The 19168-nt window shown below is 68.8% G+C and carries 17 protein-coding genes; 4 read left to right on the top strand and 13 right to left on the bottom strand.

The genetic code is table 11. The annotated features are described in order from the left end of the window. The first annotated feature begins 23 nt into the window (after positions 1-23). Entirely contained in the window at positions 24-1136 is a 1113-nt protein-coding gene (locus tag WNM05_RS11785; protein ID WP_434626800.1) for an RNA methyltransferase, read from the top strand. Here WNM05_RS11785 and WNM05_RS11780 read toward each other — a convergent pair. Genes WNM05_RS11780 through WNM05_RS11760 form a run of 5 tightly spaced genes read right to left on the bottom strand, consistent with a single transcriptional unit; the run spans position 1124 to position 6920 of the window. Next, positions 1124-2236: an RHS repeat-associated core domain-containing protein gene (locus WNM05_RS11780; protein ID WP_434626798.1), complete on the bottom strand. Its 1113-nt coding sequence runs from the start codon at positions 2234-2236 to the stop codon at positions 1124-1126. The genes WNM05_RS11785 and WNM05_RS11780 overlap by 13 nt on opposite strands. Before the next feature lie 13 nt (positions 2237-2249). Further along, entirely contained in the window at positions 2250-3311 is a 1062-nt protein-coding gene (locus WNM05_RS11775) for an RHS repeat-associated core domain-containing protein (RefSeq protein ID WP_434626796.1), read from the bottom strand. A 49-nt stretch (positions 3312-3360) separates the two neighbouring features. Then, a complete protein-coding gene (locus WNM05_RS11770) occupies positions 3361-4440 on the bottom strand; it encodes an RHS repeat-associated core domain-containing protein (RefSeq protein ID WP_434626794.1) in 1080 nt (359 codons plus the stop codon). Continuing rightward, positions 4437-5909: a scabin-related ADP-ribosyltransferase gene (locus WNM05_RS11765; protein ID WP_434626792.1), complete on the bottom strand. Its 1473-nt coding sequence runs from the start codon at positions 5907-5909 to the stop codon at positions 4437-4439. The genes WNM05_RS11770 and WNM05_RS11765 overlap by 4 nt, the downstream gene beginning before the upstream one ends. Before the next feature lie 36 nt (positions 5910-5945). Beyond that, entirely contained in the window at positions 5946-6920 is a 975-nt protein-coding gene (locus tag WNM05_RS11760; protein ID WP_434626790.1) for a hypothetical protein, read from the bottom strand. Positions 6921-7161: 241 nt separating this feature from the next. On the opposite strand from WNM05_RS11760, the gene WNM05_RS11755 reads away from it, so the two are divergent. Further along, positions 7162-7923, top strand: coding sequence for a 4'-phosphopantetheinyl transferase family protein (locus WNM05_RS11755; RefSeq protein WP_434626788.1), 762 nt, complete (start codon positions 7162-7164; stop codon positions 7921-7923). A 6-nt stretch (positions 7924-7929) separates the two neighbouring features. Here WNM05_RS11755 and WNM05_RS11750 read toward each other — a convergent pair whose 3' ends face one another. The 4 genes from WNM05_RS11750 to WNM05_RS11735 form a co-directional block, all read right to left on the bottom strand. Then, entirely contained in the window at positions 7930-10641 is a 2712-nt protein-coding gene (locus tag WNM05_RS11750; protein WP_434626786.1) for a nitrate reductase, read from the bottom strand. 18 nt (positions 10642-10659) lie between these two features. Beyond that, a complete protein-coding gene (locus WNM05_RS11745) occupies positions 10660-10827 on the bottom strand; it encodes a hypothetical protein (protein WP_434626784.1) in 168 nt (55 codons plus the stop codon). Between the two features lie 38 nt (positions 10828-10865). Further along, positions 10866-12065 (bottom strand): nitrate/nitrite transporter, encoded by a 1200-nt coding sequence (locus tag WNM05_RS11740; protein WP_434626782.1) that lies wholly within the window; start codon positions 12063-12065, stop codon positions 10866-10868. Positions 12066-12267: 202 nt separating this feature from the next. After that, the gene (locus WNM05_RS11735) at positions 12268-13770 is read right to left on the bottom strand and encodes an alanine/glycine:cation symporter family protein (RefSeq protein ID WP_434626780.1); all 1503 of its coding nucleotides are present in this window, start codon (positions 13768-13770) and stop codon (positions 12268-12270) included. Between the two features lie 257 nt (positions 13771-14027). On the opposite strand from WNM05_RS11735, the gene WNM05_RS11730 reads away from it, so the two are divergent. Beyond that, entirely contained in the window at positions 14028-14360 is a 333-nt protein-coding gene (locus WNM05_RS11730; RefSeq protein WP_434626778.1) for a hypothetical protein, read from the top strand. Here WNM05_RS11730 and WNM05_RS11725 read toward each other — a convergent pair. Together WNM05_RS11725 and WNM05_RS11720 are read right to left on the bottom strand one after the other, a co-directional pair. Beyond that, a complete protein-coding gene (locus WNM05_RS11725) occupies positions 14353-15342 on the bottom strand; it encodes a hypothetical protein (RefSeq protein WP_434626776.1) in 990 nt (329 codons plus the stop codon). The two genes, WNM05_RS11730 and WNM05_RS11725, sit on opposite strands and share 8 nt — an antisense overlap. A gap of 65 nt (positions 15343-15407) precedes the next feature. After that, positions 15408-15539 (bottom strand): hypothetical protein, encoded by a 132-nt coding sequence (locus tag WNM05_RS11720; RefSeq protein ID WP_434626774.1) that lies wholly within the window; start codon positions 15537-15539, stop codon positions 15408-15410. Positions 15540-15738: 199 nt separating this feature from the next. Between WNM05_RS11720 and WNM05_RS11715 the strand changes: the two genes are divergently transcribed. Then, the gene (locus WNM05_RS11715) at positions 15739-16056 is read left to right on the top strand and encodes a hypothetical protein (RefSeq protein ID WP_434626773.1); all 318 of its coding nucleotides are present in this window, start codon (positions 15739-15741) and stop codon (positions 16054-16056) included. On the opposite strand, the gene WNM05_RS11710 is transcribed toward WNM05_RS11715, so the two are convergent. Then, complete coding sequence (locus tag WNM05_RS11710) at positions 16053-17237, bottom strand: metallophosphoesterase family protein (protein ID WP_434626771.1); 1185 nt, start codon at positions 17235-17237, stop codon at positions 16053-16055. The genes WNM05_RS11715 and WNM05_RS11710 overlap by 4 nt on opposite strands. A 13-nt stretch (positions 17238-17250) precedes the next feature. Next, entirely contained in the window at positions 17251-19137 is a 1887-nt protein-coding gene (locus WNM05_RS11705) for a hypothetical protein (protein WP_434626769.1), read from the bottom strand. Positions 19138-19168 lie beyond the last annotated feature (31 nt).

Raw genomic sequence — 19168 nt, 5'->3', positions numbered from 1 at the left:
CGTCTTGCGCTACCCTACGCGCCTTGAGCAAAACGCGCGGCCCGGCCGCGCGGCGACACTACCGTATCCAGACCATGCGCATCCAGGAATTCCACCAAGCCCTCGCCGACATCGGCGCCCGCCCCTGCCACGTCGGCCGCATCAACCGCGCCTGGCTGAAGGGCCAGCCACTGGACGCCGGCACCCGCCATCAGAAGAGCGAGGATTACTTCCCGCTGTCGGTCCGCAACGGCCTGGCGCCGATCGCCGCGCGGCTGGAGGGCCTGGCGCGCATCCATTCGCAGCACACGGCGGCCGACGGCTCGCTGCGGCTGCTGGTGGCGCTGAACGACGGCCAGATGGTGGAGAGCGTGCTGCTGCCGCGCGACGGGCTTTGCGTGTCCAGCCAGGTCGGCTGCGCGGTTGGCTGCACCTTCTGCATGACCGGCAAGTCCGGCCTGCTGCGCCAGCTGGGCAGCGCAGAGATCGCGGCGCAGCTGGCGCTGGCGCGCCGCATCCGCCCGGTGAAGAAGGTGGTGTTCATGGGCATGGGCGAGCCGGCGCACAATCTGGACAATGTGCTGGAGGCGATAGACTGGCTGGGCACCGACGGCAATATCGGTCACAAGAATCTGGTGTTTTCCACCGTCGGCGATCCTCGCGTGTTCGAGCGGCTGCCGCAGCAGCGGGTCAAGCCGGCGCTGGCGCTGTCGCTGCACACCACCCGCGCCGATCTGCGCGAGCGGCTGCTGCCGCGCGCGCCGCGTCTCGCTCCGGCCGAGCTGGTGGAGCTGGGCGAGGCCTATGCCCGCGCGACCGGCTACCCGATCCAGTATCAATGGACGCTGCTGGCCGGCGTCAACGACAGCCGCGAGGAGATGGACGCCGCGATACGGCTGCTGAAGGGCAAGTACGGCGTGCTGAACATCATTCCGTACAACAGCGTGGACGGCGACGAATTCCAGCGGCCGGACGCCGGGCGCGTCGCGGAAATCCGCCGCCATCTGCACGACAACGGCGTGCTGACCAAGGTGCGGGACTCCGCCGGCCAGGACGTGGACGGCGGCTGCGGCCAGCTGCGGGCGCGCGCCGCCCACCTGATAGACAGCAGCCGCCTGCGGCGGCGCGACACGGCGCAAGCGCATCAGCCCGAGTAAACCCTCAGGTGCGTGGCCCTGCCGAAATCGATGAAGTGGACCTCGCCCTCGTCGGTCAGCAGCACATTATCCCCGCTGAGATCGCCATGGAAGATGCCCATGTCCGCCAGCCGCCGCTGTTCGGCGGCAACCTTCCGTTGCAGCTCCCAGACTTCATAGGAGGAAAGATCGAGCGAGCTGACCGGCCTGCCGGGAATCCTCCGCATCCACAGCCTGTCGTGGCGGACCACGGCCGATCCCTCCCCATACACGCGGCTGAAAACATAGGCTTCGTTTTGCATCGCGAAGATGTCCCGCGCGGCGCGGACGCCGAGCAGCGGCTCCTTGACCACCCAGCGTTCGCCGACGGCGTAAACGCTTCCCTGGGTCCCCGTCCCGATCAGCCGGCCCTGGCGCTGCCGTCGGGACAAGGCCAAGAAGGCGTCCATCTCCGACGACAAGGAGGAGCGTCGCGCCACGGTCATTTCAATCGGCGCCTCCGCCGGTTCCGCGGCCGGACGGAAGCATCGGCTCAGCCGTCCGCCGAGCGCCAGTCCGAAGCCGCCTCGCTCGCCGCGCTCGATCCGCGCCAGCAGCCCGCCGCGGCCCTGCAGCCAGGCGCCCAGCTTGATGTCCGCCTCGCCGATCAAGGTCGCGGCCTTCGGCGCCAGCCGGCTGACGCCCATCGCCACGCCGCAGCTGACGACGCCCAGCGCCAGGCTGGTCCAGCCCAGGATTTCCGCCGCCTTGCGATCATCGACCACCTCGGCCGCGATGCCCAAGCCGACCGAGGCCACGCCGGCCACCACCGCGCCTATCGACAAGGCCGCCGCCAGCGTGGTGCCGAAGCTGAGCGGCGTCAGCAGCACGCCCAGCACGCCCAGGCCCAGGCCGACGGCGCCGCCGACGCTGAAATGGCCGGACGGGTCGGCGCGGTTGAGCGGATCGCCGTCGCAGTAGGCATACGGGTTGACGCCGCCGGCGCCGAAGGGACTGAGCGCGTCGGGACCGGCGAAGCGCATCAGCGCCGGACGGTAGCCACGCGCGCCCCGACCCGGCAGATACATCCCGCCGACCGGGTCAAAACGCTCGCCGTTGCAAGCCAGTGCCAGGCCATTCATTGAGACCGCCTCCCTAGTCCGCCCGGAGCGTCGCCATGCCGAAATCGACGAAGCGGACGACACCGTCATGATCGACCAGCACATTTTCTCCGTTGAGATCCCGGTAATGGATGCCGATCCGTTCCAGCCGCCTCCATTCGGCAACGATCCGTCCCTCTATCCGCCGGTATTCACTGCGAGGAAGCTCCTGCACCCGGCGGCCGGGGACTTTCCGCATCCATAGCATGCCATGCTCGACCCGCGCCGATTCCGCGCCGTACACTTTTCTAAAAATATCCGCCTCCCGCCGCAGCGCGTCGACGCTCCTCGGGCTGCCGGCACCCGGGATCGGCGCCTTGGCCACCCAGTGCTCGCTGACGTCATAGACGACGCCCTGCGAGCCCTGCGCGAGCCAGGTTCGCTCTTGCTCCGGCAAGGCCAGGAAGGCGGCCATGTCCGGTGTCGACGACGCGCGCCTCATCTCCCCGATCCCGATCGCCGCCGCCTCCCGCCCGGCGCCGGGCCGGAAACGAGCCCCCAGCCGCGCAAGCAGCGAACGGCCGAATACCCCCCCGCCGCCCTGGACGGCACTCCCCGGCAAGCGGCTACTGGCCGCGCCAAACAGCGCTTCGGCCCTGAATGCCAGGCGACCGACACCGATCGCGGCGACGCAGCCGACGACGCCGGCCGCCAGACTGGTCCAACCCAGCTTGTCGGCCAGCCCGCGATCGTCGACCATCTCGGCCGCGATGCCCAGCCCGACCGAGGCCACGCCGGCCACCACCGCGCCTATCGACAAGGCCGCCGCCAACGTGGTGCCGAAGCTGAGCGGCGTCAGCAGCACGCCCAGCACGCCCAGGCCTATGCCGACGGCGCCGCCGACGCTGAAATGGCCGGACGGATCGGCGCGGTTGACCGGATCGCCGTCGCAGTAGGCGTACGGGTTGACGCCGCCGGCGCCGAAGGGGCTGAGCGCGTCGGGACCGGCGAAGCGCATCAGCGCCGGACGGTAGCCGCGCGCGCCCCGGCCCGGCAGATACATCCCGCCGACCGGGTCAAGACGCTCGCCATCGTAGCCCATCGTCCACTCGTTCATCGCAAGCCCCTGTCCTCGGAAACCGTCCGCAGCGCTCGCTGCCGCGCGACTAGGCGGCCGGCGTCCGGAGCACCGATTTGCCGAAATCGACGAATCTGACGATGCCCCTATCATCGACCAGCACATTATCCCAGTGGGGATCGCCATGGCTGATGCCCATCGCCGACAAGCGCCGCAGCTCGGCGACGATCTTCCGCCCCATCGCCCTGCCGGCGCTGCCGGAAAGATCGAGCGAACCGACCGGGCGGCCCGGGATTTTCCGCATCCACAACATGTCCTCGACCACCCACGCCGCCCCTGCGCCATATACCCTGTTGAAGATATCGGCCTCGCATTGCAAGGCGGCGGAGTCGCACAACTCATGCACCCCTTGCATCGCCGCCTTGACCACCCAATAGCTGCCGACGCCGTAAACCGCGCCCTGCGTTCCGATCGCGATCAGCGGGCGCTGCCGTTCCGGCAGGGCCAGGACGATTCTCATGTCCAGCATCGACAAGGGGGACGGCGCCAGACCGGTTTCGCCTGGCGCGGTCTCCGGCTCCGCGGCCGGCAGCAGGCACCTGCCCAACCGCCCGCCCAACGCGTACCCGTAAGCGCCGCGCTCGCCGCGCTCGATGCGCCCCAGCAGTCCGCTGCGGCGCTGCAGCCAGGTACCCAGCTTGCGATCCAACGCGCCGACCAGCGCTTCGGCCTTTGGCGCCATACAGCTGGCAATGCCTGCCGCCAGGCTGGACCAGCCCAGTATCTCCGCCGTCTTGCGGTCGTCGATCACTTCCGCCGCGACGCCCAAGCCGACCGACGCGATGCCGGCCACCACCGCGCCTATCGACAAGGCCGCCGCCAGCGTGGTGCCGAAGCTGAGCGGCGTCAGCAGCACGCCCAGCAAGCCCAGGCCCAGGCCGACGGCGCCGCCGACGCTGAAATGGCCGGACGGGTCGGCGCGGTTGACCGGATCGCCGTCGCAATAGGCGTACGGGTTGACGCCGCCGGCGCCGAAGGGGCTGAGCGCGTCGGGACCGGCGAAGCGCATCAGCGCCGGACGGTAGCCGCGTGCGCCCCGGCCCGGCAGATACATCCCGCCGACCGGGTCAAAACGCTCGCCTGCGCAAGCCAGTACGCAGCCGCTCACCGCTCGGCGCCCCCGGCCACCGTGAGCCGATCAGCGCCGGCCGGCGGGTGGCTGACGCCGACCCGAACCGGAACCGACGACTCCGCCTCCGGCGCCCCGTCGATCAGGGTGTAAATGGCGATGGCGCCCTGTATCAGGCCGTCGACGGCATCCCTCAGGCCCAGCTTGCGGGCCATTTCCTCCGCCACCGCGTAGCGGGTGGCCTCCGGATTGTCGACCTCCCCGATCAGCCGGACCGGCGTGCCGTAGATATCCATCAGATAAAGGCGATACCCCCTGATCCGCGCCGTATCGGCCGGCTTGTCCCAATGCACGGACAGGCGGGTCCAGACATGATCGGGCCCCCGCACCGCCACGGCGGACGCATTGCGCACCGCGATGTCCCGGTCCGACAGATAGACGCAGGTGCCGGCATTGCGCCTGGGCGTTTCCGCCTCGTCGATCGGCGTCCGGGTCACCGCCAGCGCGCGGTTGCGCTGCAAGGCCGTGTCCACCAGCGCGCAGGCATAGCCGGCCGGCGGCGGAAAGCGCATCTGCCGGCGCCCGGTGGCCACCCACCGCGCGGCGGAACCGTCATGGCTGGCCAGGCGCACCTGGGTGGCCGCGCCGCCGGCGTCCCTGGCGGCAAAGCGCCAGGTCGAGGCATCGACGGACCGCCCGCCGGCGACGTCCACCGCCGCGTGCGACGCGACCATCACGTCCACCTCGCCGTCGCCGGCCGGCCCGGCCCCTTGCAGGTATCCCGGGTTGGGCGTGTAGCTCAGCGTTTCCACATAGGACACGCGCGACGCCGCGTCACGGACCAGACGGCTTTCGAACAGGCCTTTGACAAAGCGCGAGCGCACGCCGCCCGGGAAGGCGATTTCCTCCTCGTTGCCGGCGCCGGGGATCTCGACGTCGGGGCCGGCGATGCCGATCGACTCGTCGACGGCGACGCCGCCCGGCGCATGGATCACGTAGACATAATGGCGCTCGTTGTGGCTGACCAGCGCAAAGCGCTCCGCCAACGCATACAGATACGTCGAACTCTTGAGCGCGCTGGCGGTGCCCACGCCGGTGCCGGGCCGGAGTTTCAGGCTGCCATCGGCCCGGATCACCTGCAGACCCTGGCCGAAAACCGTGTCCGGCTCGTAATGGCGGTTGCCGGCGCCGTAGAACAGCAGCTTGTCGTCGGCGGCGGCCCGGCCGCGCCAGACTATCTTGACTCCGGGGTTGTCGCGGCCGATATGGGTGACATCGGTGCACAGGTCGGCCGTCACCGTCCGCCAGTCCCGATACCACGACGTCCCCAGCAAGGCATCCCGCGCCCCGGCATCCATGGCCGCCAGCCATGGCGGACGCCTCCCCTCCACCGGCACGCAGGCGGCGGGGCGTTCGGCGGCGGCGCCGAGCGCCGGCCAGGCCATCGCCAATATGAACAGGCTCCGCGCAAGCCGGCCCACGGCCGGCGCGATGTCAGACCTCGGCATATCGTCTCCCTTCCGCTCCTCGTCGCCCGGACCGGCTTACAGATCCTGCGCCGGATACGCGACCAGCCTGCCGATGCCGGCCGCGAACAACTCTCCGACCCTCGTGGAGCCGGCATCCAGCACCAGTGTCTTCGCCGCGACCAGATCGCCGCTGCCCACTTTCTGCAAACGGCAAAGCGGATAGTCGGAGCCGTCGCAGTTGAAGACGTAGCCGCCCCGGCGCGCCACCACGGAACTGGGCTTGATATAGCCGCCGCACGACGGTATCAGCTGGATGTCGACGACGGGCCGGTTCAGCGAACGGGCCAGCCTGCCGTTCAGATGGTCCAGGCAGATTTCGACGCCGAAGCTCAGGCCGTCGAGCCGGAAGACCGCCGAACCGTCGTAGGGGACGGACTGCCGTTCGTCGCGCTTGTCGCCCTCGGGCTGCAGATGGTGGACCCACTCCTCGCTCAGGCCCTTGCCTGCCAGACTGGCATGCTCGATGAAGTCGATGCCGGACAGGTATTGCTTGATCACCGCGTGGGCCGCCGCCGGCCCGGCGCCTTCCCCGCTGCCGAAGCCGCCTTTCTGCACCAGCGCGTAGTTGTACACCTCGACCTTCGCGTCGGCGTCGACAGGATGCCTGTCCGCGCCCGACGCGACGTCCCTGGTCGGGGAGGACTGTCCGACGATGGTGCCGAACACGAACAGCCAGTGTCGCCACTTGGCGTCCCGGACCAGGTCCTGCAGGGCCGACACCGCCGCCTGGATGCCGTCCATGCCGTAGGCGCCGCCGGCGCCGCGAAAGAAGAACTCGGGCAGCATCAGGATTTTCAGCGTGTCGTCGGCGCCGGACACCGCCGGCAAGCCGTGCGCGGCGTCCAGTACGGCGGCCACCAGCCTGGCGCGCTCCCGGATGTCCTGCGCCTCGTCGGCCAGGCCGATGTAGCGCTCCCGGCTGCCCGCCATCAGCGGACTGGTATCCAGCACGTGGGCGATGCATTGCACTTTTCCATAGTCTGCCGGCATTCGGGTCTTTCCTCTTCTCCATTGAATCGGGTGCGGGACCGCTCCTCCCCGTCCGCCTGTCCGGCTCCACCACCGGACTGCAGCCAGAAGCGGCCCCGCAAGGCCAACCGTACGCCGCCCCGGCGCCGGCGGCCGGAGGCGGCCGCCTTTTCGGAGCGTTCCGATACCGGCGCCGACATCGGCGGCAGAAACGCGGGTATCATCATCCGCCCGGACTCTCACACCCGAAGAAGGAGGCATGATGCCCAGCCCCGCAGCCCTGGATCGCCCGACCACCTGGCAGGCCGACGCCTTCATGGCGCCGCCCGAGCCGGCGGCCATCGCCCTGCCGCCGGGTCCCTGGGTCTGCCTGGCCTCGCGCTTCGAGCTGGCCGCCTACCACGACGACGGTTTCGCCGATTTCGGCGTCGCCTTCCCCGACAGCCTGGGACGGGCGGTGCCCAAGCGCCGCGCCGAATTCCTGGCCGGCCGCCGCCTGGGCCGGGAAGCCGTCGTCCGGCTGACCGGCCATGCCGCCGACATCGCCATCGGCCCGCAGCGCGAGCCGCTGTGGCCCGGCGGCGTGCGCGGCTCGATCAGCCACAGCGGCGATCTGGCCGTCTGCCTGGCGACGACGGCGGCCGACGCGCTGGTCGGCATAGACGTGGAGAACCTGCTGGCGGCGAGCGGCCGCGAGGCGGTGCTGCGCATGTGCACGCGCGATGAGGAATTGCCGCTGCTGAACGCTTCGCCGGTCGGCGAAAACACGGCGCTGACGCTGCTGTTCTCGGCCAAGGAGGCCTTGTTCAAGGCGCTGTTTCCGCGGGTGGGGGCGTATTTCGACTTCCAGGCCGCGTCCCTGGGCGAGCTGGACGCGGCGGCCGGCCGACTGACGCTGACGCTGACCGAGGACCTGGGCCGGGCCTATCGGGCCGGCCAGCGCTTCCCGGTCCGTTTCGCCGTCGAGGCGGCGCGGGTGATGACATGGATCGCGATGAACGGGGACGAGGCGGCGTCCCTCTAGGCGGGATCAGGCGGAACGGACCGGGCAGGCCCGGGCCAGCCGCTCCAGCTCCGGCCCGCAGGAGCCGCAGACGGTGCCGCAGCCCAGCGTCCGCTTCAGCTCGGCCAGATCCAGGCCCTGCTCCAGCCTGTCGACGATGGCGGCCTCGCCGACCTGGGTGCACTGGCAGACGACGCGGTCGCGCCTGACGGCGCGTTCCCGTCCCGGCGAAAAGGCCGCCAGCCTGGGCTCCTGCCACGGCTCGCCGGCCAGCAGGCATTGCAGCAGCCGCTCGCCGGCCTCCCTGTCGGCCTCGGTTCCGCCGGCGAACAGCAGGCCGGCCAGGCCTTGGCCGCGCCAGGCCACGCGCTTGAACACGCCGCGGCCGTCGTCGCGGTATTCCAGCACATCCGGTCCGGCTTGCAGCGCCAGCGCGTCCAGCACGCCGGCCAGCCAGTCCGGCCTCGGCGCCGCGTCGGCGCCGCGCAGCAAGAGGACGTCCGGCCCGGCCAGCGAAATCGCCGCATAGCCGACGGCTCCCAGCAGCGGCGCCAAGCTGGACTGCAGCGCCGGCGGATCCTCGACGCGCAGCGCGGCCAGCACCCGCCACGGCAGCCCGGCCTTTTCCACCCGCACCGCCGCGTGCTTCAGCTCGGGCTGGAACGACAGCCCGTCCACCGCCGACACGGTCGCCTCGTTGCTGCCGCCGCTGTTGAGGAATTGCCGGCTCCAGTGCATCGCCGCGAACACGCTGCCTCGCGCCATGTCGCCGTCGGTCTTCAGCGGCAGCACCCACTGGCCGCGCTTGCTGACGACGCGGACCAGATCGCCGTCCCGCAGCTTCCGCCTGTCGGCGTCCTCCGGATGCATGCGCAACTCCGGCTCCGGACTGTGGGCGAACAGGCGCGCGACCCGCCCGGTCCGGCTCATGCCGTGCCACTGGTCCCGCAGCCGGCCGGTGATCAGCCGGAACGGATAGCGGGCCGATATCGTTTCGGCCGGCGGCCGGTAGGCGATGGCGTGAAAGCGTGCCCTGCCGTCGCCGGTGGCGAAGCGGCCGTCCACATAGCGCCTCGCCTGCCCTTCGCCGCGGCCCGCCGGCAGCGGCCACTGCTGCGGCCCGGCCGTCTCCAGCAGGCGGTAGTCCATGCCGCCGATGTCCAGATCGCGGCCGACGGTCAGACCGCGGTGCTCGTCGAAGACAGCCGACGCGTCGGCATAGTCGAAATGGTCGGCCTCGCCCGGATGCAGCCGCGCCGCCAGCCGGCGCGCGAACTGGACGGCGATCCAGCTGTCCGGCATCGCCTCGCCCGGCGGCGGCGCCGCCATCCGCACCCGGCTGACGCGGCGCTCGGAATTGGTGACCGTGCCCTCCTTCTCCCCCCAGCTGGCCGCCGGCAGCAGGATGTCGGCGAAGGCGGTGGTGTCGGTATCGGCATAGGCGTCCTGCACCACCACCAGCTCGGCGCGCGCCAGCGCCCGCCGCGCCATCGCCAGATCCGGCATCGAGTGGGCCGGATTGGTGCAGACTATCCACACCGCCTTGACGTCGCCGCGCGCCAGGGCCTCGAACAGCGCCACCGCCGGCAGGCCGGGCCGCGGCGACAGCCGCCCCTCGGGCACGCCCCAGTGCGCGGCCACCTCGCGCCGGTGCCCGGGATCGGCGATGTCGCGGTGCGCGGCCAGCATCGTGGCCATGCCGCCGACCTCGCGCCCGCCCATCGCGTTGGGCTGACCGGTCAAGGAGAACGGACCGGCGCCGGGCCGGCCGATCTGGCCGGTGGCCAGATGCAGATTGATCAGCGCCAGGTTCTTGGCCGTGCCCTGGCTGGACTGGTTCAGACCCATGCAGTACAGCGACAGGCTGGCCGGGCTGCGGCCGAACCACTCGGCCGCGGTGACGATGTCGTCGGCGCCGACGCCGCAGATCTCCGCCGCCGCCGCCGGCGTGCAGTCTCGCACCATGCGCTTCAGCGCCTCGAAGCCCACGGTGTGGGCGGCGATGTAGCCGGGGTCTGTCAGTCCCTCCCGGATCAGGTGGTGCAGCATCGCGTGGAACAGCGCCACGTCGGTACCGGGCCGGATCTGCAGATGCAGGTCGGCCATCGCGGCGGTGTCGGTGCGGCGCGGATCGACGACGATCCAGCGCGTGTCGCCCCAGGTGCGCCTGGCGTCTTCCAGCCGGCGGAGCAGCACCGGGTGCGCATAGGCCATATTGCTGCCGGCGAACAGCACGCAGCCGGCGGACTCCAGGTCCTCGTAGCAGGTGGGCGGGCCGTCGGCGCCGAAGGCCATCTTGTAGGCGGTGACGGCGCTGGACATGCACAGCCGGGAGTTGGTATCGATATTGTTGGTGCCGACCACGCCCTTGGCCAGCTTGTTGAACAGGTAGTAGTCCTCGGTCAGCAGCTGGCCGGACGCGTAGAAGGCCACCGCGTCCGGGCCGTGGCGGCGGACGATGTCGGCAAAGCGGTCGGCCGCCTCGTCCAGCGCCCTGTCCCAGGACACGCGCCGGCGCGGCTCGCCCCTGGCCGGCCGCATTTCGGGAAACCGCGCGCGGCCGCTGTCGCCGGCGGCGCTGGCCGCCAGGCTCAGGCCCTTGCCGCACAGGCGGCCGTAGTTGGCCGGGTGATCCGGGTCGCCGCGCACCCCGGTGATCCGGCCGTCCTCGCTTTCTATCAGCACGCCGCAACCCACGCCGCAGTAGCAGCAGGTCGATCGGGTCTCCGTCTTCGCCATGCCGTGCCTCCCCGTCCGCTACCGGACCGACGCCCGCGCCTCGCCGCAGGCCAGGTCGATGTTCCAACCGCGCAGCGGACCGCCCCGGGCGCGGAACCGCGCAATATCGCTGCCCGGCCCTATCAGCATGCGGCCGTCCAGCGACGGGATGTCGTCCGGCGTGCAGACTCGGGGCCCGTTTTCCATGCTCATTCCGCTCTTAAATAAAGGCTTTGAACAGGCGCTTAGACGCGGGCGGCCGCCGCCGCCCAGCTGTCGCGCCATTGCCGCTGCACGCCGGAGAGACCCAGCCAGGCCAGCAGGCACAGGCCGGCGAACAGCCACAGGCCCGGCGCGTAGTCTCCGCCGGCCTGCTTGATCATGCCCAGGCCGGCCGCCAGCGTGAAACCGCCGATGCCGCCGGCCATGCCGACCAGGCCGGTCACCACGCCCAGCTCCCGGCCGAAACGCTGAGGCACCAGCTGGAATACCGCGCCGTTGCCGGCGCCCAGGCACAGCATCGCCAGCACGAACAGCATCAGCGCCGCGCCGGCGCCGGTGTTCAGCGCAGCGGCGCCCAACAGCAGCGCGCAGGCCAGGTAGACCGACAGCAGCGAGCGGGTGCCGCCCCAGCGGTCGGCCAGCACGCCGCCCAGCGGCCGCATCGCCGAGCCGGCGAACACGCAGGCCGCGGTGTAGAGGCCGGCCGTTCCGGCGCCGAAGCCGAACTGGTCGTGGAAATAGCCGGGCAAGGCGCTGGCGAAGCCGGAGAAGCCGCCGAAGGTCATCGAGTAGAAGAACATGAACCACCAGGCGTCGCCTTGTTTCAAGACAAGCAGATAATCGGCCAGCCGCTTCGGCGGGGCCGCCGCCGGCGCCTCGCGGGCGAAGGCGGCGTAGACGAGCAAGACCAGGGCCAGCGGCAGGCAGGCCAGGCCGAACACGTTCCGCCAGCCGACGGCGGCGGCCAGCGCCGGCGCGAACAGCACCGCCAGCACGGTGCCGGAATTGCCGGCCCCGGCGATGCCCAAGGCCGTGCCCTGGTGCTGCGGCGGATACCAGCGCGAGGCCAGCGGCAGCGCGGCGGCGAACGAGGCGCCGGCCACGCCCAGCAAGGCGCCCAGCAACAGCATGCCGCCGAAGCTGGACAGCTGCGCCAACCAGGCGCCGAACAGCGCGGCGAGCACCGCCGCCTGTCCGAGCAGGCCGGCGCGCTTGGCGCCGATGCGGTCCACCAGCATGCCCATCGGCGGACGCAGCAGCGCGCCGGCCAGTATCGGCACGGCCACCATCAGCGCGCGCTGTCCGGTGGACAGCCGCAAGGCGGCGGCGATGGGCACTTGCAGCGGCCCCAGCAGGTACCAGGCCATGAAGCTCAGGTCGAAATACAGAAAAGCACAGGCCAGCGTCGGCCGGTGTCCGGCCTGCCAGAAGGTACGGTCCATGATCGCTCCCGGCGCGCATGCGGATCGTCAAACAAAACGGCGCCCTCTCCGCTATCAAAACAGGAGAGGACGCCGTTGTCCCTTGTGGCAACCACCTACCCGAATCTGCCAGCCGGCGGCACGCCTTCGCGCCGCCCGTGAACGCAGACCCCTTGTCCGGCGGCGGTCGATGAAACGCCCGCTTGCGCGGGCGTCACGATGATTAGCCGGCTCTGACCGGTTCCGGCTTGCCGCCCGGCGGCGGACCGTCCCGCTCCCCATCCAGATTGTCTTCGGCGCGACGGCCTGCCCAGTAGGCGGCATTGGCGATGCCGAGTCTCTCCGGATGGAACACCGGGTCCACGCCCAGCGCCTTCTGCGCCTCGTAGTCGCGCAGACAGGCCAGCGCCGGCTTCTGCATCAGGATGATGGCGACGATGTTCAGCCAGGCCATCAGGCCGACGCCGATATCGCCGAGGCCCCAGGCCAGGTCGGCGGTCTTCACCGTGCCGTAGACGGTGGCCGCCATCAGGCCCACCTTCAGCGCGAACATCAGCCACGGCCGCCGCGCCTTGCGATTGATGAAGGCGATATTGGTCTCGGCGATGTAGTAGTAGGCGATGATGGTGGTGAAGGCGAAGAAGAACAGCGCCAAGGCGACGAACACCGAGCCGAAGCCGGGCATGATGCTCTCCATCGCGGTCTGCACATAGCCGGGACCGGCGGCCACGCCGGCGATGCCGGTGTACAGCGCCGCGCCGTCCGGCCCCTGAACGTTGTACTGGCCGGTGATCAGCAGCATGAAGGCGGTGGCGGAACAGACGAACAGGGTGTCGATGTACACCGAGAACGCCTGCACCAGTCCCTGCTTGGCCGGATGGCTGACCACCGCCGCGCTGGATGCGTGCGGACCGGTGCCCTGGCCGGCCTCGTTGGAGTAGATACCGCGCTTCACGCCCCACTGGATGGCGAAGCCCAGCACCGCGCCCATGCCCGCCTCCAGACCGAAGGCGCTGTTGAAGATCAGCGCCACCACGCCCGGCAATTGCTCGATGTTGAGGGCGATCACCACGCAGGCGACGATGATGTAGCCCAGCGCCATGAAGGGCACCACCGCCCCGGCGAACACCGCGATGCGCTTGACGCCGCCGAAGATGATGAAGCCCAGCATGACGGCCAGCACGGCGGCCGTCACCGTCGGCGCGATGCCGAAGGCCGACTGCATCGAATTGGCGATGGAATTGGCCTGGATGCCGGGCAGCAGCACGCCGGTGGCCACCACCGTGGTCAGCGCGAACAGCCAGGCGTACCACTTCATGCCCAGGCCCTTCTCGATGTAGAAGGCCGGACCGCCGCGGTACTGCCCGTCTATCTTTTCCTTGTACACCTGGCCCAGCGTGGATTCGACGAAGGCGGAGCTGGCGCCGAGAAAGGCCACCAGCCACATCCAGAACATCGCGCCCGGCCCGCCGAAAGTGATGGCGGTGGCCACCCCGGCGATATTGCCGGTGCCCACCCTTCCTGCCAGCGTCATCGCCAGCGCCTGGAACGACGACACGCCGGCGCTGCTGCTCTGGCGGTTGAACATCAGGCGCAGCATTTCCTTGAAATGCCGCAGTTGCAGAAAGCGGGTGCGCAGCGAGAAATACAGGCCCACGCCCAGGCACAGGTAAATCAGCGCCGGGCTCCAGACCACGCCGTTGACGACATTGACCAACTCCTCCATGGGTTCTCCTTTGTAAGCAAAGATACGCAACCGGCGTGTTTTTATATTCCTGCTGCCGATTGTCCTGTCGGAACCCGCAAGATAATGGTCAAAGCCTCGGTGTTGCCAGATGGTTTACTGTAAAAATAAAGTAAATACCCTAAATAAATGGCATGGAGCCGAGTCGGGGACGTCGGCCTGCAAGGCCGCCGGTCCAAGCGGCATGCCCTCGCATGGTATAGTGTGGCCCCGGTTCTCCCAGTAGAAAGCTTCAAGCCATGCCTACCCCCTTCCGCCTGTCCGCAGCCTGCCTGCTGCTGGCCGCGCTGGGCGGCTGCCAGCCGCCGCAGCGCATCCAGGCCGACTACCACTGCGACGATCAGATCCGCTTCCGTTTCGACCGGCGCACCCAGACGGTGGAGGTCGTCCGCGGCGGCGAGAGTTTCAAGGGATACATGGACGAGAAAGGCCTGCTGACCTGGCCCAAGCCGCTGGCCGGCAAGGCGCTGCCGGACAGCTTCTTCATCTCGCGCAAGACGCCGGACCAGATGAAGCTGTACGGCGGCTTCGCCGGCACCGGCAAGGCCTGCAGGCTGGATCCGCTCAAATAAGGAAAACGTCGTCGAAGCAGGCCTGCCCGTCGAAGCTCAGGCGCCCGCTCGAGAAGATCAGATCCAGGTGATGGCTGCCCAGCGCGCCGCCGCCCAAGCCCAGGTGCAGACCCGGATGGCGCTCCTCGAAACCGGCGTTCAAGCCGTACAGCCCCCGGATGCCGCAGTTGGTGCCGATGCCGAACTCCTCCACCACGGCGTTGCCGGCGTTGGCGCTCAGGTATTTGTCGAAGTCCGCCGCGAAGCGCGCGTCGTCGCAGCTGAAATCGACGACGCGGCTGCCGCGTATCCGCAGCGTCGCGAAATCGCTGACCACGCCGTATTTGACGGCGAACGGTATCGTGCTGAGGAAGGCGCCGCCGAAGCGCAGCTCGCCTTCCAGGTCCTTGATCGAGGTGGCGATCTCGCCGGGCACCAGGTCGACGTTGCCGTCTCCGTCTATCGAGGTCCACGACTGGTCCGGCGCGATGGAGCCGCATAGCCGCCCGCCTCCGGCCTGCTCGAACACCACCTGCCGCGCCTGTCCGGCCAGCTCGATCAGCCGGCGGTTGCGCGCGGCGATGCGCTCGCGATTCTCGGCGAAGGCCTCGTAGAAATGCGGCCCGTAGTCCTTGAACACGATGGACTTCTTCCAGTTGGCCTGCATCGCCTGCTTGACAGGCAGCAGGAAGGCCGGTCCCTTGGGATCGACCGCGGGCATTGTCGACGAGCGATACAGGAAGATGAAGGCGTCGCACTGCGCGATCGCCGCCGCCACCTCGTCCGCCGCCGCGCTCTCCAGCGCGGCCAGCTGCAGCTCCAGCTTCAGGCCGGCGCCGGCTCCCTCGGCGATGTCGGCGGCGACCTCGCGGTGGTAGTCGTCGAAACCCAGCAGCAGGCACACGGTCCCGCCGGCGGCGGCCTTGCCGCTGACCGCCGGATGCAGGGCCAGGCAGGCATACATATTGCGGACGCTTTGCGCCTGATCGTCGTTGATGCGCATCGAACTCTCCTCTGAAAAAACGGGGCGCGAGGCCCCGTCGTCAACTACCTGGACGGCATGGTCTGCTAGACCGGCCACAGCGCGGTGCCGAACGGGATCACCGCCTTGTCCTGCAGCATTTCCACGGCCTCGGCGAAGGTTTCCTCCTGGAACCAGGCGTCCAGTTCGATGTCGGCGGTTTGGACTTGATTGTTCATCGCGATCTCCTTTTCATTCGTTTGGGATGAGTAACCGTTAGAGCAAATACCCTAACACTATTACAGACGCATAATAGATGCATAAGTTCTACTTCTTATTAGTATCTTTTACGCTATCAGAATTATCCTAAATACCCATTTGGCATTATCGCTGCCGCATTCTGATACCCAACCCGCTCTATCATGCAAATGCTTATTGATGCTGGAAGGGGGCGTCATGCGGCTTCCCGGCATACCGGCCAACGAGACCGGGCGCATCCAGGTTCTGCGGCAGCCGTCGATTCCGGACACCGATCCGGAAGACCGCCATGACGCGATCACCGCCTACCGCCGCTTCCGCTTCACTGTTCAGATCGCGTTGATCAGTCTGGTGGACGCCATCGGCACGCTGCGCCGGATCGACTCCTGGCCCAAGGGGGGAAGAGAAACGGCATCTGAAAACGCCGGCGCGCGCCGTGATGATGGAAACAGAAAGCGGCCGAGCCAGCCTGCCGTGCTGACTCGGCGCGCAGGCTAGCGCTCGGGCCAGCGCTGACAGCCGTTTTCGTCGTAGAAGCGCTCGCTCAGCGCCGCCCCGTCCAGTTCCAGCCGGACGAAGCCGTTCAGCACCCGCTCCGGATACTGGCTGTCGTCGGCGGAACGCGTCTCCGCCCACTCCACACCGGGCTTGCCGTCCAGCAGCTTGGCCGGCCCGTACGGGATCGCGCCGTGACCGACGCAGCGGGCCACCAGCTTGCCCTGCGGCCGGTAGCAGATGACGTTGTGCAGATGGCCCCAATACCAGTAGTCCGGCTCCCTCCCCAGCGCCGCGACCACGCTCTGGTACAGCGGCGTCGTGGCCGAGCCGTCCATCACATAGCCCTGGTGGTGGGACAGCAGCATGATCTTGCCGCCCCAGCCGGCGGCCAGCTGCTTCAGCCAGGCGGTCTGCGCGTCGCCGAGCGCGCCGTCCATGTACAGGCTCATCTTGTCCGAGTGGTAGGCGCTGTCCAGGCCGACGATCAGCCAGTTGCCGTTGTGCAGGCTGAAATAGCTGGTGCCCTGCTGCATCGGGAACTTGCTCGACAATTCGCCGAAATAGCCGAGCGCGCCGTTGTACATCTCGTGATTGGAGTTCAGCGTGAACTGCCCGCTGAGGCCGGGCGGCCAGCCTGCGAGGTCGTTGCTCTCGTCGGTGCCGACGCCGGCGTAGTAGACGTCGCCCAGATGTATCGTGTAGTCGGCCGGCTGCCGCCGCATCGCCTCGGCCACCTTGGCCGCGATGTAGTCGCCGGTGCCCCAGTCGCCGGCGATAGAGAAACTGACCTTGTCGGCGATCTGCACCCGGCCCGGCTGGCCGGGCCACGGCGCGTAGTCCCACAAATGGCCTATCCACTGCACCAGCGCCTCGCCCCACAGCGGGTCCAGCAGCTCCCATTTGCGGCAGCCGAGCAGCGTGCCGTCGTCCATCACCCGGGTCGGCAGCTCGTCCTCGGTGGTCGGCAGCGGCTTGCCGTCCAGCACCTTGTCCAGTATCGACAGGCCCCGCGCCAGCTCCCACGGGATGCCGCCCGACTCGGTGCTGCCGGAGTCTATCACCGCCCTGACCTGCTGATGCACCTGCTGCAGCCGGTCCAGTATCTGCTGCTTCTGCTCAAGCGTCTGCCTGACGTCGCTCAGGCCGGCCTCGACCCGGCTCTTCCAGTCTCCGAAATCCATCGCACACCTCCAGCTACAAGGTCTTCATGTATTCGATCAGGTCCCACTTCTCGCTGTCGCTCAAATGGATGCCGTACTCGTGACCGCTGTTGTGATTGCCCGGCAGGCTGGTGTCGAACTTGAAATAGCCGCCGTCCCCGGCGTCCGGCGCGGCGCTGCTGAAGCCGACCTTGCGGGTATCGAACACGCTGGAGCCGCGATAGAACACCTTGGGCCGCTTGTCCGGCGGCTGCAGCAGATCCCACAGCGTCGGCACCGAGCCGTTGTGCAGATACGGCGCGCGCAGCCAGATGCCGTCGGTCGGCGTGTTGCTGTAGCTCTGGGTCTTGCGGTAGGCGCCGAAGTCGAACGGCGGCTTCTTGAACTGATGGAATTTGTCGACCAGGCCGACGGTGAACGACTGGACCCGGTACGGGTCGGTGCCCAGCTCGTCCAGCCCCACCGTCACCTGCCCGGTGGCGGCCTTGCCGAAGTCGTGGCAAGCGGCGCAGTTCTGCTGCCACAGCGTCCCGCCGCGCGCCACCCTGACCTGGTCCAGGCCGCCGAACGGCCACTTCGGCGACGGATGCGACAGCAGCCAGTCGGTCACGCGCTTGAATTCGTCCGGCAGCACCGACTGCGGCGTGGCCCCGACAGCCATCGCCGCGGCGTAGTTGCGCTCGTGGATGTCGTTGTTATTGCCGTCCCAGTGCAGATACAGCGATTCGCGCGGCTTCTGGTTCCAGATCTGCGGCAGGTCGACGGTGCCGATGGTGGAATCGTCCGGGAAGCCGAACACCACCATCTTGGTCGGATTGAAAGTGTCGGTGCGGCCCGGCCCCTGCAGCGGCCGCAGCTTCTGCCAGGCGTACTGCTGCTTCTGCTTCAGGAAGGCCTGGCGCGTGGCCGGCACGATCAGGAAGCGGTAGAACAGCTTTTCTATCGGCCCCAGATCGTAATGCTGCTCGATGGCGTCCATCACCTTGGCGTTGAAATCGGCGTCGCCGGCGCAGTCGTACAGGAACCACTGGAACGATTCCAGATCCAGCAGCGCCGCCGGCGCGGTCGGCACCGGCACCGGCACGTCGGCGGCGCTCTTGCGGTACTGGCCGGTGTGGCACAGCGCGCAGTTGGGCTCGACCGACGGATAGCCTATCTGCCGCTTGGCCAGGCCTATCGGCAGATCGTGCCCGCCCTCGTAGATGAAGCCGAAGGTCCGCCAGCCGCTGCCCATCCTGGGCATGCGCCCGGCGCACACCTGCGGCAGCACCGAGAACACGTACAGCGGAATGCGGGCGTCCGGCCCCAGGCCTATCGCCGCGTACTTGAAGTGGTCGACGTCGGACGCCAGCGGCGGTTGCGGCACCTCGCGCAGCAGATTGGCCCAAGCCTCGTAGCCGACGAAGGCCAACACCAGCACCACGACTACGGCGATCTTGCGGCGGGCGCCGGAACAGCACTTGGCCAGACAGCGGCACAAGCCGCACAGGCCGGCCCGGATCAAGGGCCACGGCCGCTGATCCGCCGGCAGGCCGATGTACAGCAGGACGCCCAGGATCACGAACATCGCGCCGTCGGTGTACAGCAGCGGCTGGAAGGCGTCCGGATAGCCGGAGGTCTGGATCAGATAGATCCAGAACGCCACCGCGATCAGCCGGGACAGCACGCACAGCCAGGAATACACCGGATAGCGCGCGGCATTGACGCCGGCCGGCGCGTAGAACAGGCTGACGCCGACCAGCAGCATGCCGGCGTTCTGCAGCCACGGATAGACCGCCTGGCCGGGCAGGCCGAAGCTGCCGTTCAGATAGTCCGGCCAGAACAGCGCCGGAATCGCGAACACCATATTGACGGCGATGCCTATCCAGATGAAGCGCTGGAACCAGCGCAGGCCGCGCTCGGCGCAACTAGTCTTGTTCATGTCGAATCCCTCGTGAGGACGGCGGCGCGGC

Origin of the sequence: Chromobacterium sp. CV08, assembly GCF_051129845.1 — a bacterium.
Lineage (GTDB): Bacteria > Pseudomonadota > Gammaproteobacteria > Burkholderiales > Chromobacteriaceae > Chromobacterium.
Note: the sequence above shows the minus strand (reverse complement) of the source record. Positions and strands in the feature narration are given on the sequence as shown.

What these genes read in the sequence shown, in the direction of transcription:
- WNM05_RS11780 (WP_434626798.1), bottom strand. Translation starts at nt 2,236, where the DNA reads ATGAATGGCCTGGCACTGGCTTGCAACGGCGAGCGTTTTGACCCGGTC.
- WNM05_RS11775 (WP_434626796.1), bottom strand. Translation starts at nt 3,311, where the DNA reads ATGAACGAGTGGACGATGGGCTACGATGGCGAGCGTCTTGACCCGGTC.
- WNM05_RS11765 (WP_434626792.1), bottom strand. Translation starts at nt 5,909, where the DNA reads ATGCCGAGGTCTGACATCGCGCCGGCCGTGGGCCGGCTTGCGCGGAGC.
- WNM05_RS11760 (WP_434626790.1), bottom strand. Translation starts at nt 6,920, where the DNA reads ATGCCGGCAGACTATGGAAAAGTGCAATGCATCGCCCACGTGCTGGAT.
- WNM05_RS11755 (WP_434626788.1), top strand. Translation starts at nt 7,162, where the DNA reads ATGCCCAGCCCCGCAGCCCTGGATCGCCCGACCACCTGGCAGGCCGAC.
- WNM05_RS11750 (WP_434626786.1), bottom strand. Translation starts at nt 10,641, where the DNA reads ATGGCGAAGACGGAGACCCGATCGACCTGCTGCTACTGCGGCGTGGGT.
- WNM05_RS11745 (WP_434626784.1), bottom strand. Translation starts at nt 10,827, where the DNA reads ATGGAAAACGGGCCCCGAGTCTGCACGCCGGACGACATCCCGTCGCTG.
- WNM05_RS11740 (WP_434626782.1), bottom strand. Translation starts at nt 12,065, where the DNA reads ATGGACCGTACCTTCTGGCAGGCCGGACACCGGCCGACGCTGGCCTGT.
- WNM05_RS11735 (WP_434626780.1), bottom strand. Translation starts at nt 13,770, where the DNA reads ATGGAGGAGTTGGTCAATGTCGTCAACGGCGTGGTCTGGAGCCCGGCG.
- WNM05_RS11730 (WP_434626778.1), top strand. Translation starts at nt 14,028, where the DNA reads ATGCCTACCCCCTTCCGCCTGTCCGCAGCCTGCCTGCTGCTGGCCGCG.
- WNM05_RS11725 (WP_434626776.1), bottom strand. Translation starts at nt 15,342, where the DNA reads ATGCGCATCAACGACGATCAGGCGCAAAGCGTCCGCAATATGTATGCC.
- WNM05_RS11720 (WP_434626774.1), bottom strand. Translation starts at nt 15,539, where the DNA reads ATGAACAATCAAGTCCAAACCGCCGACATCGAACTGGACGCCTGGTTC.
- WNM05_RS11715 (WP_434626773.1), top strand. Translation starts at nt 15,739, where the DNA reads ATGCTGGAAGGGGGCGTCATGCGGCTTCCCGGCATACCGGCCAACGAG.
- WNM05_RS11710 (WP_434626771.1), bottom strand. Translation starts at nt 17,237, where the DNA reads ATGGATTTCGGAGACTGGAAGAGCCGGGTCGAGGCCGGCCTGAGCGAC.
- WNM05_RS11705 (WP_434626769.1), bottom strand. Translation starts at nt 19,137, where the DNA reads ATGAACAAGACTAGTTGCGCCGAGCGCGGCCTGCGCTGGTTCCAGCGC.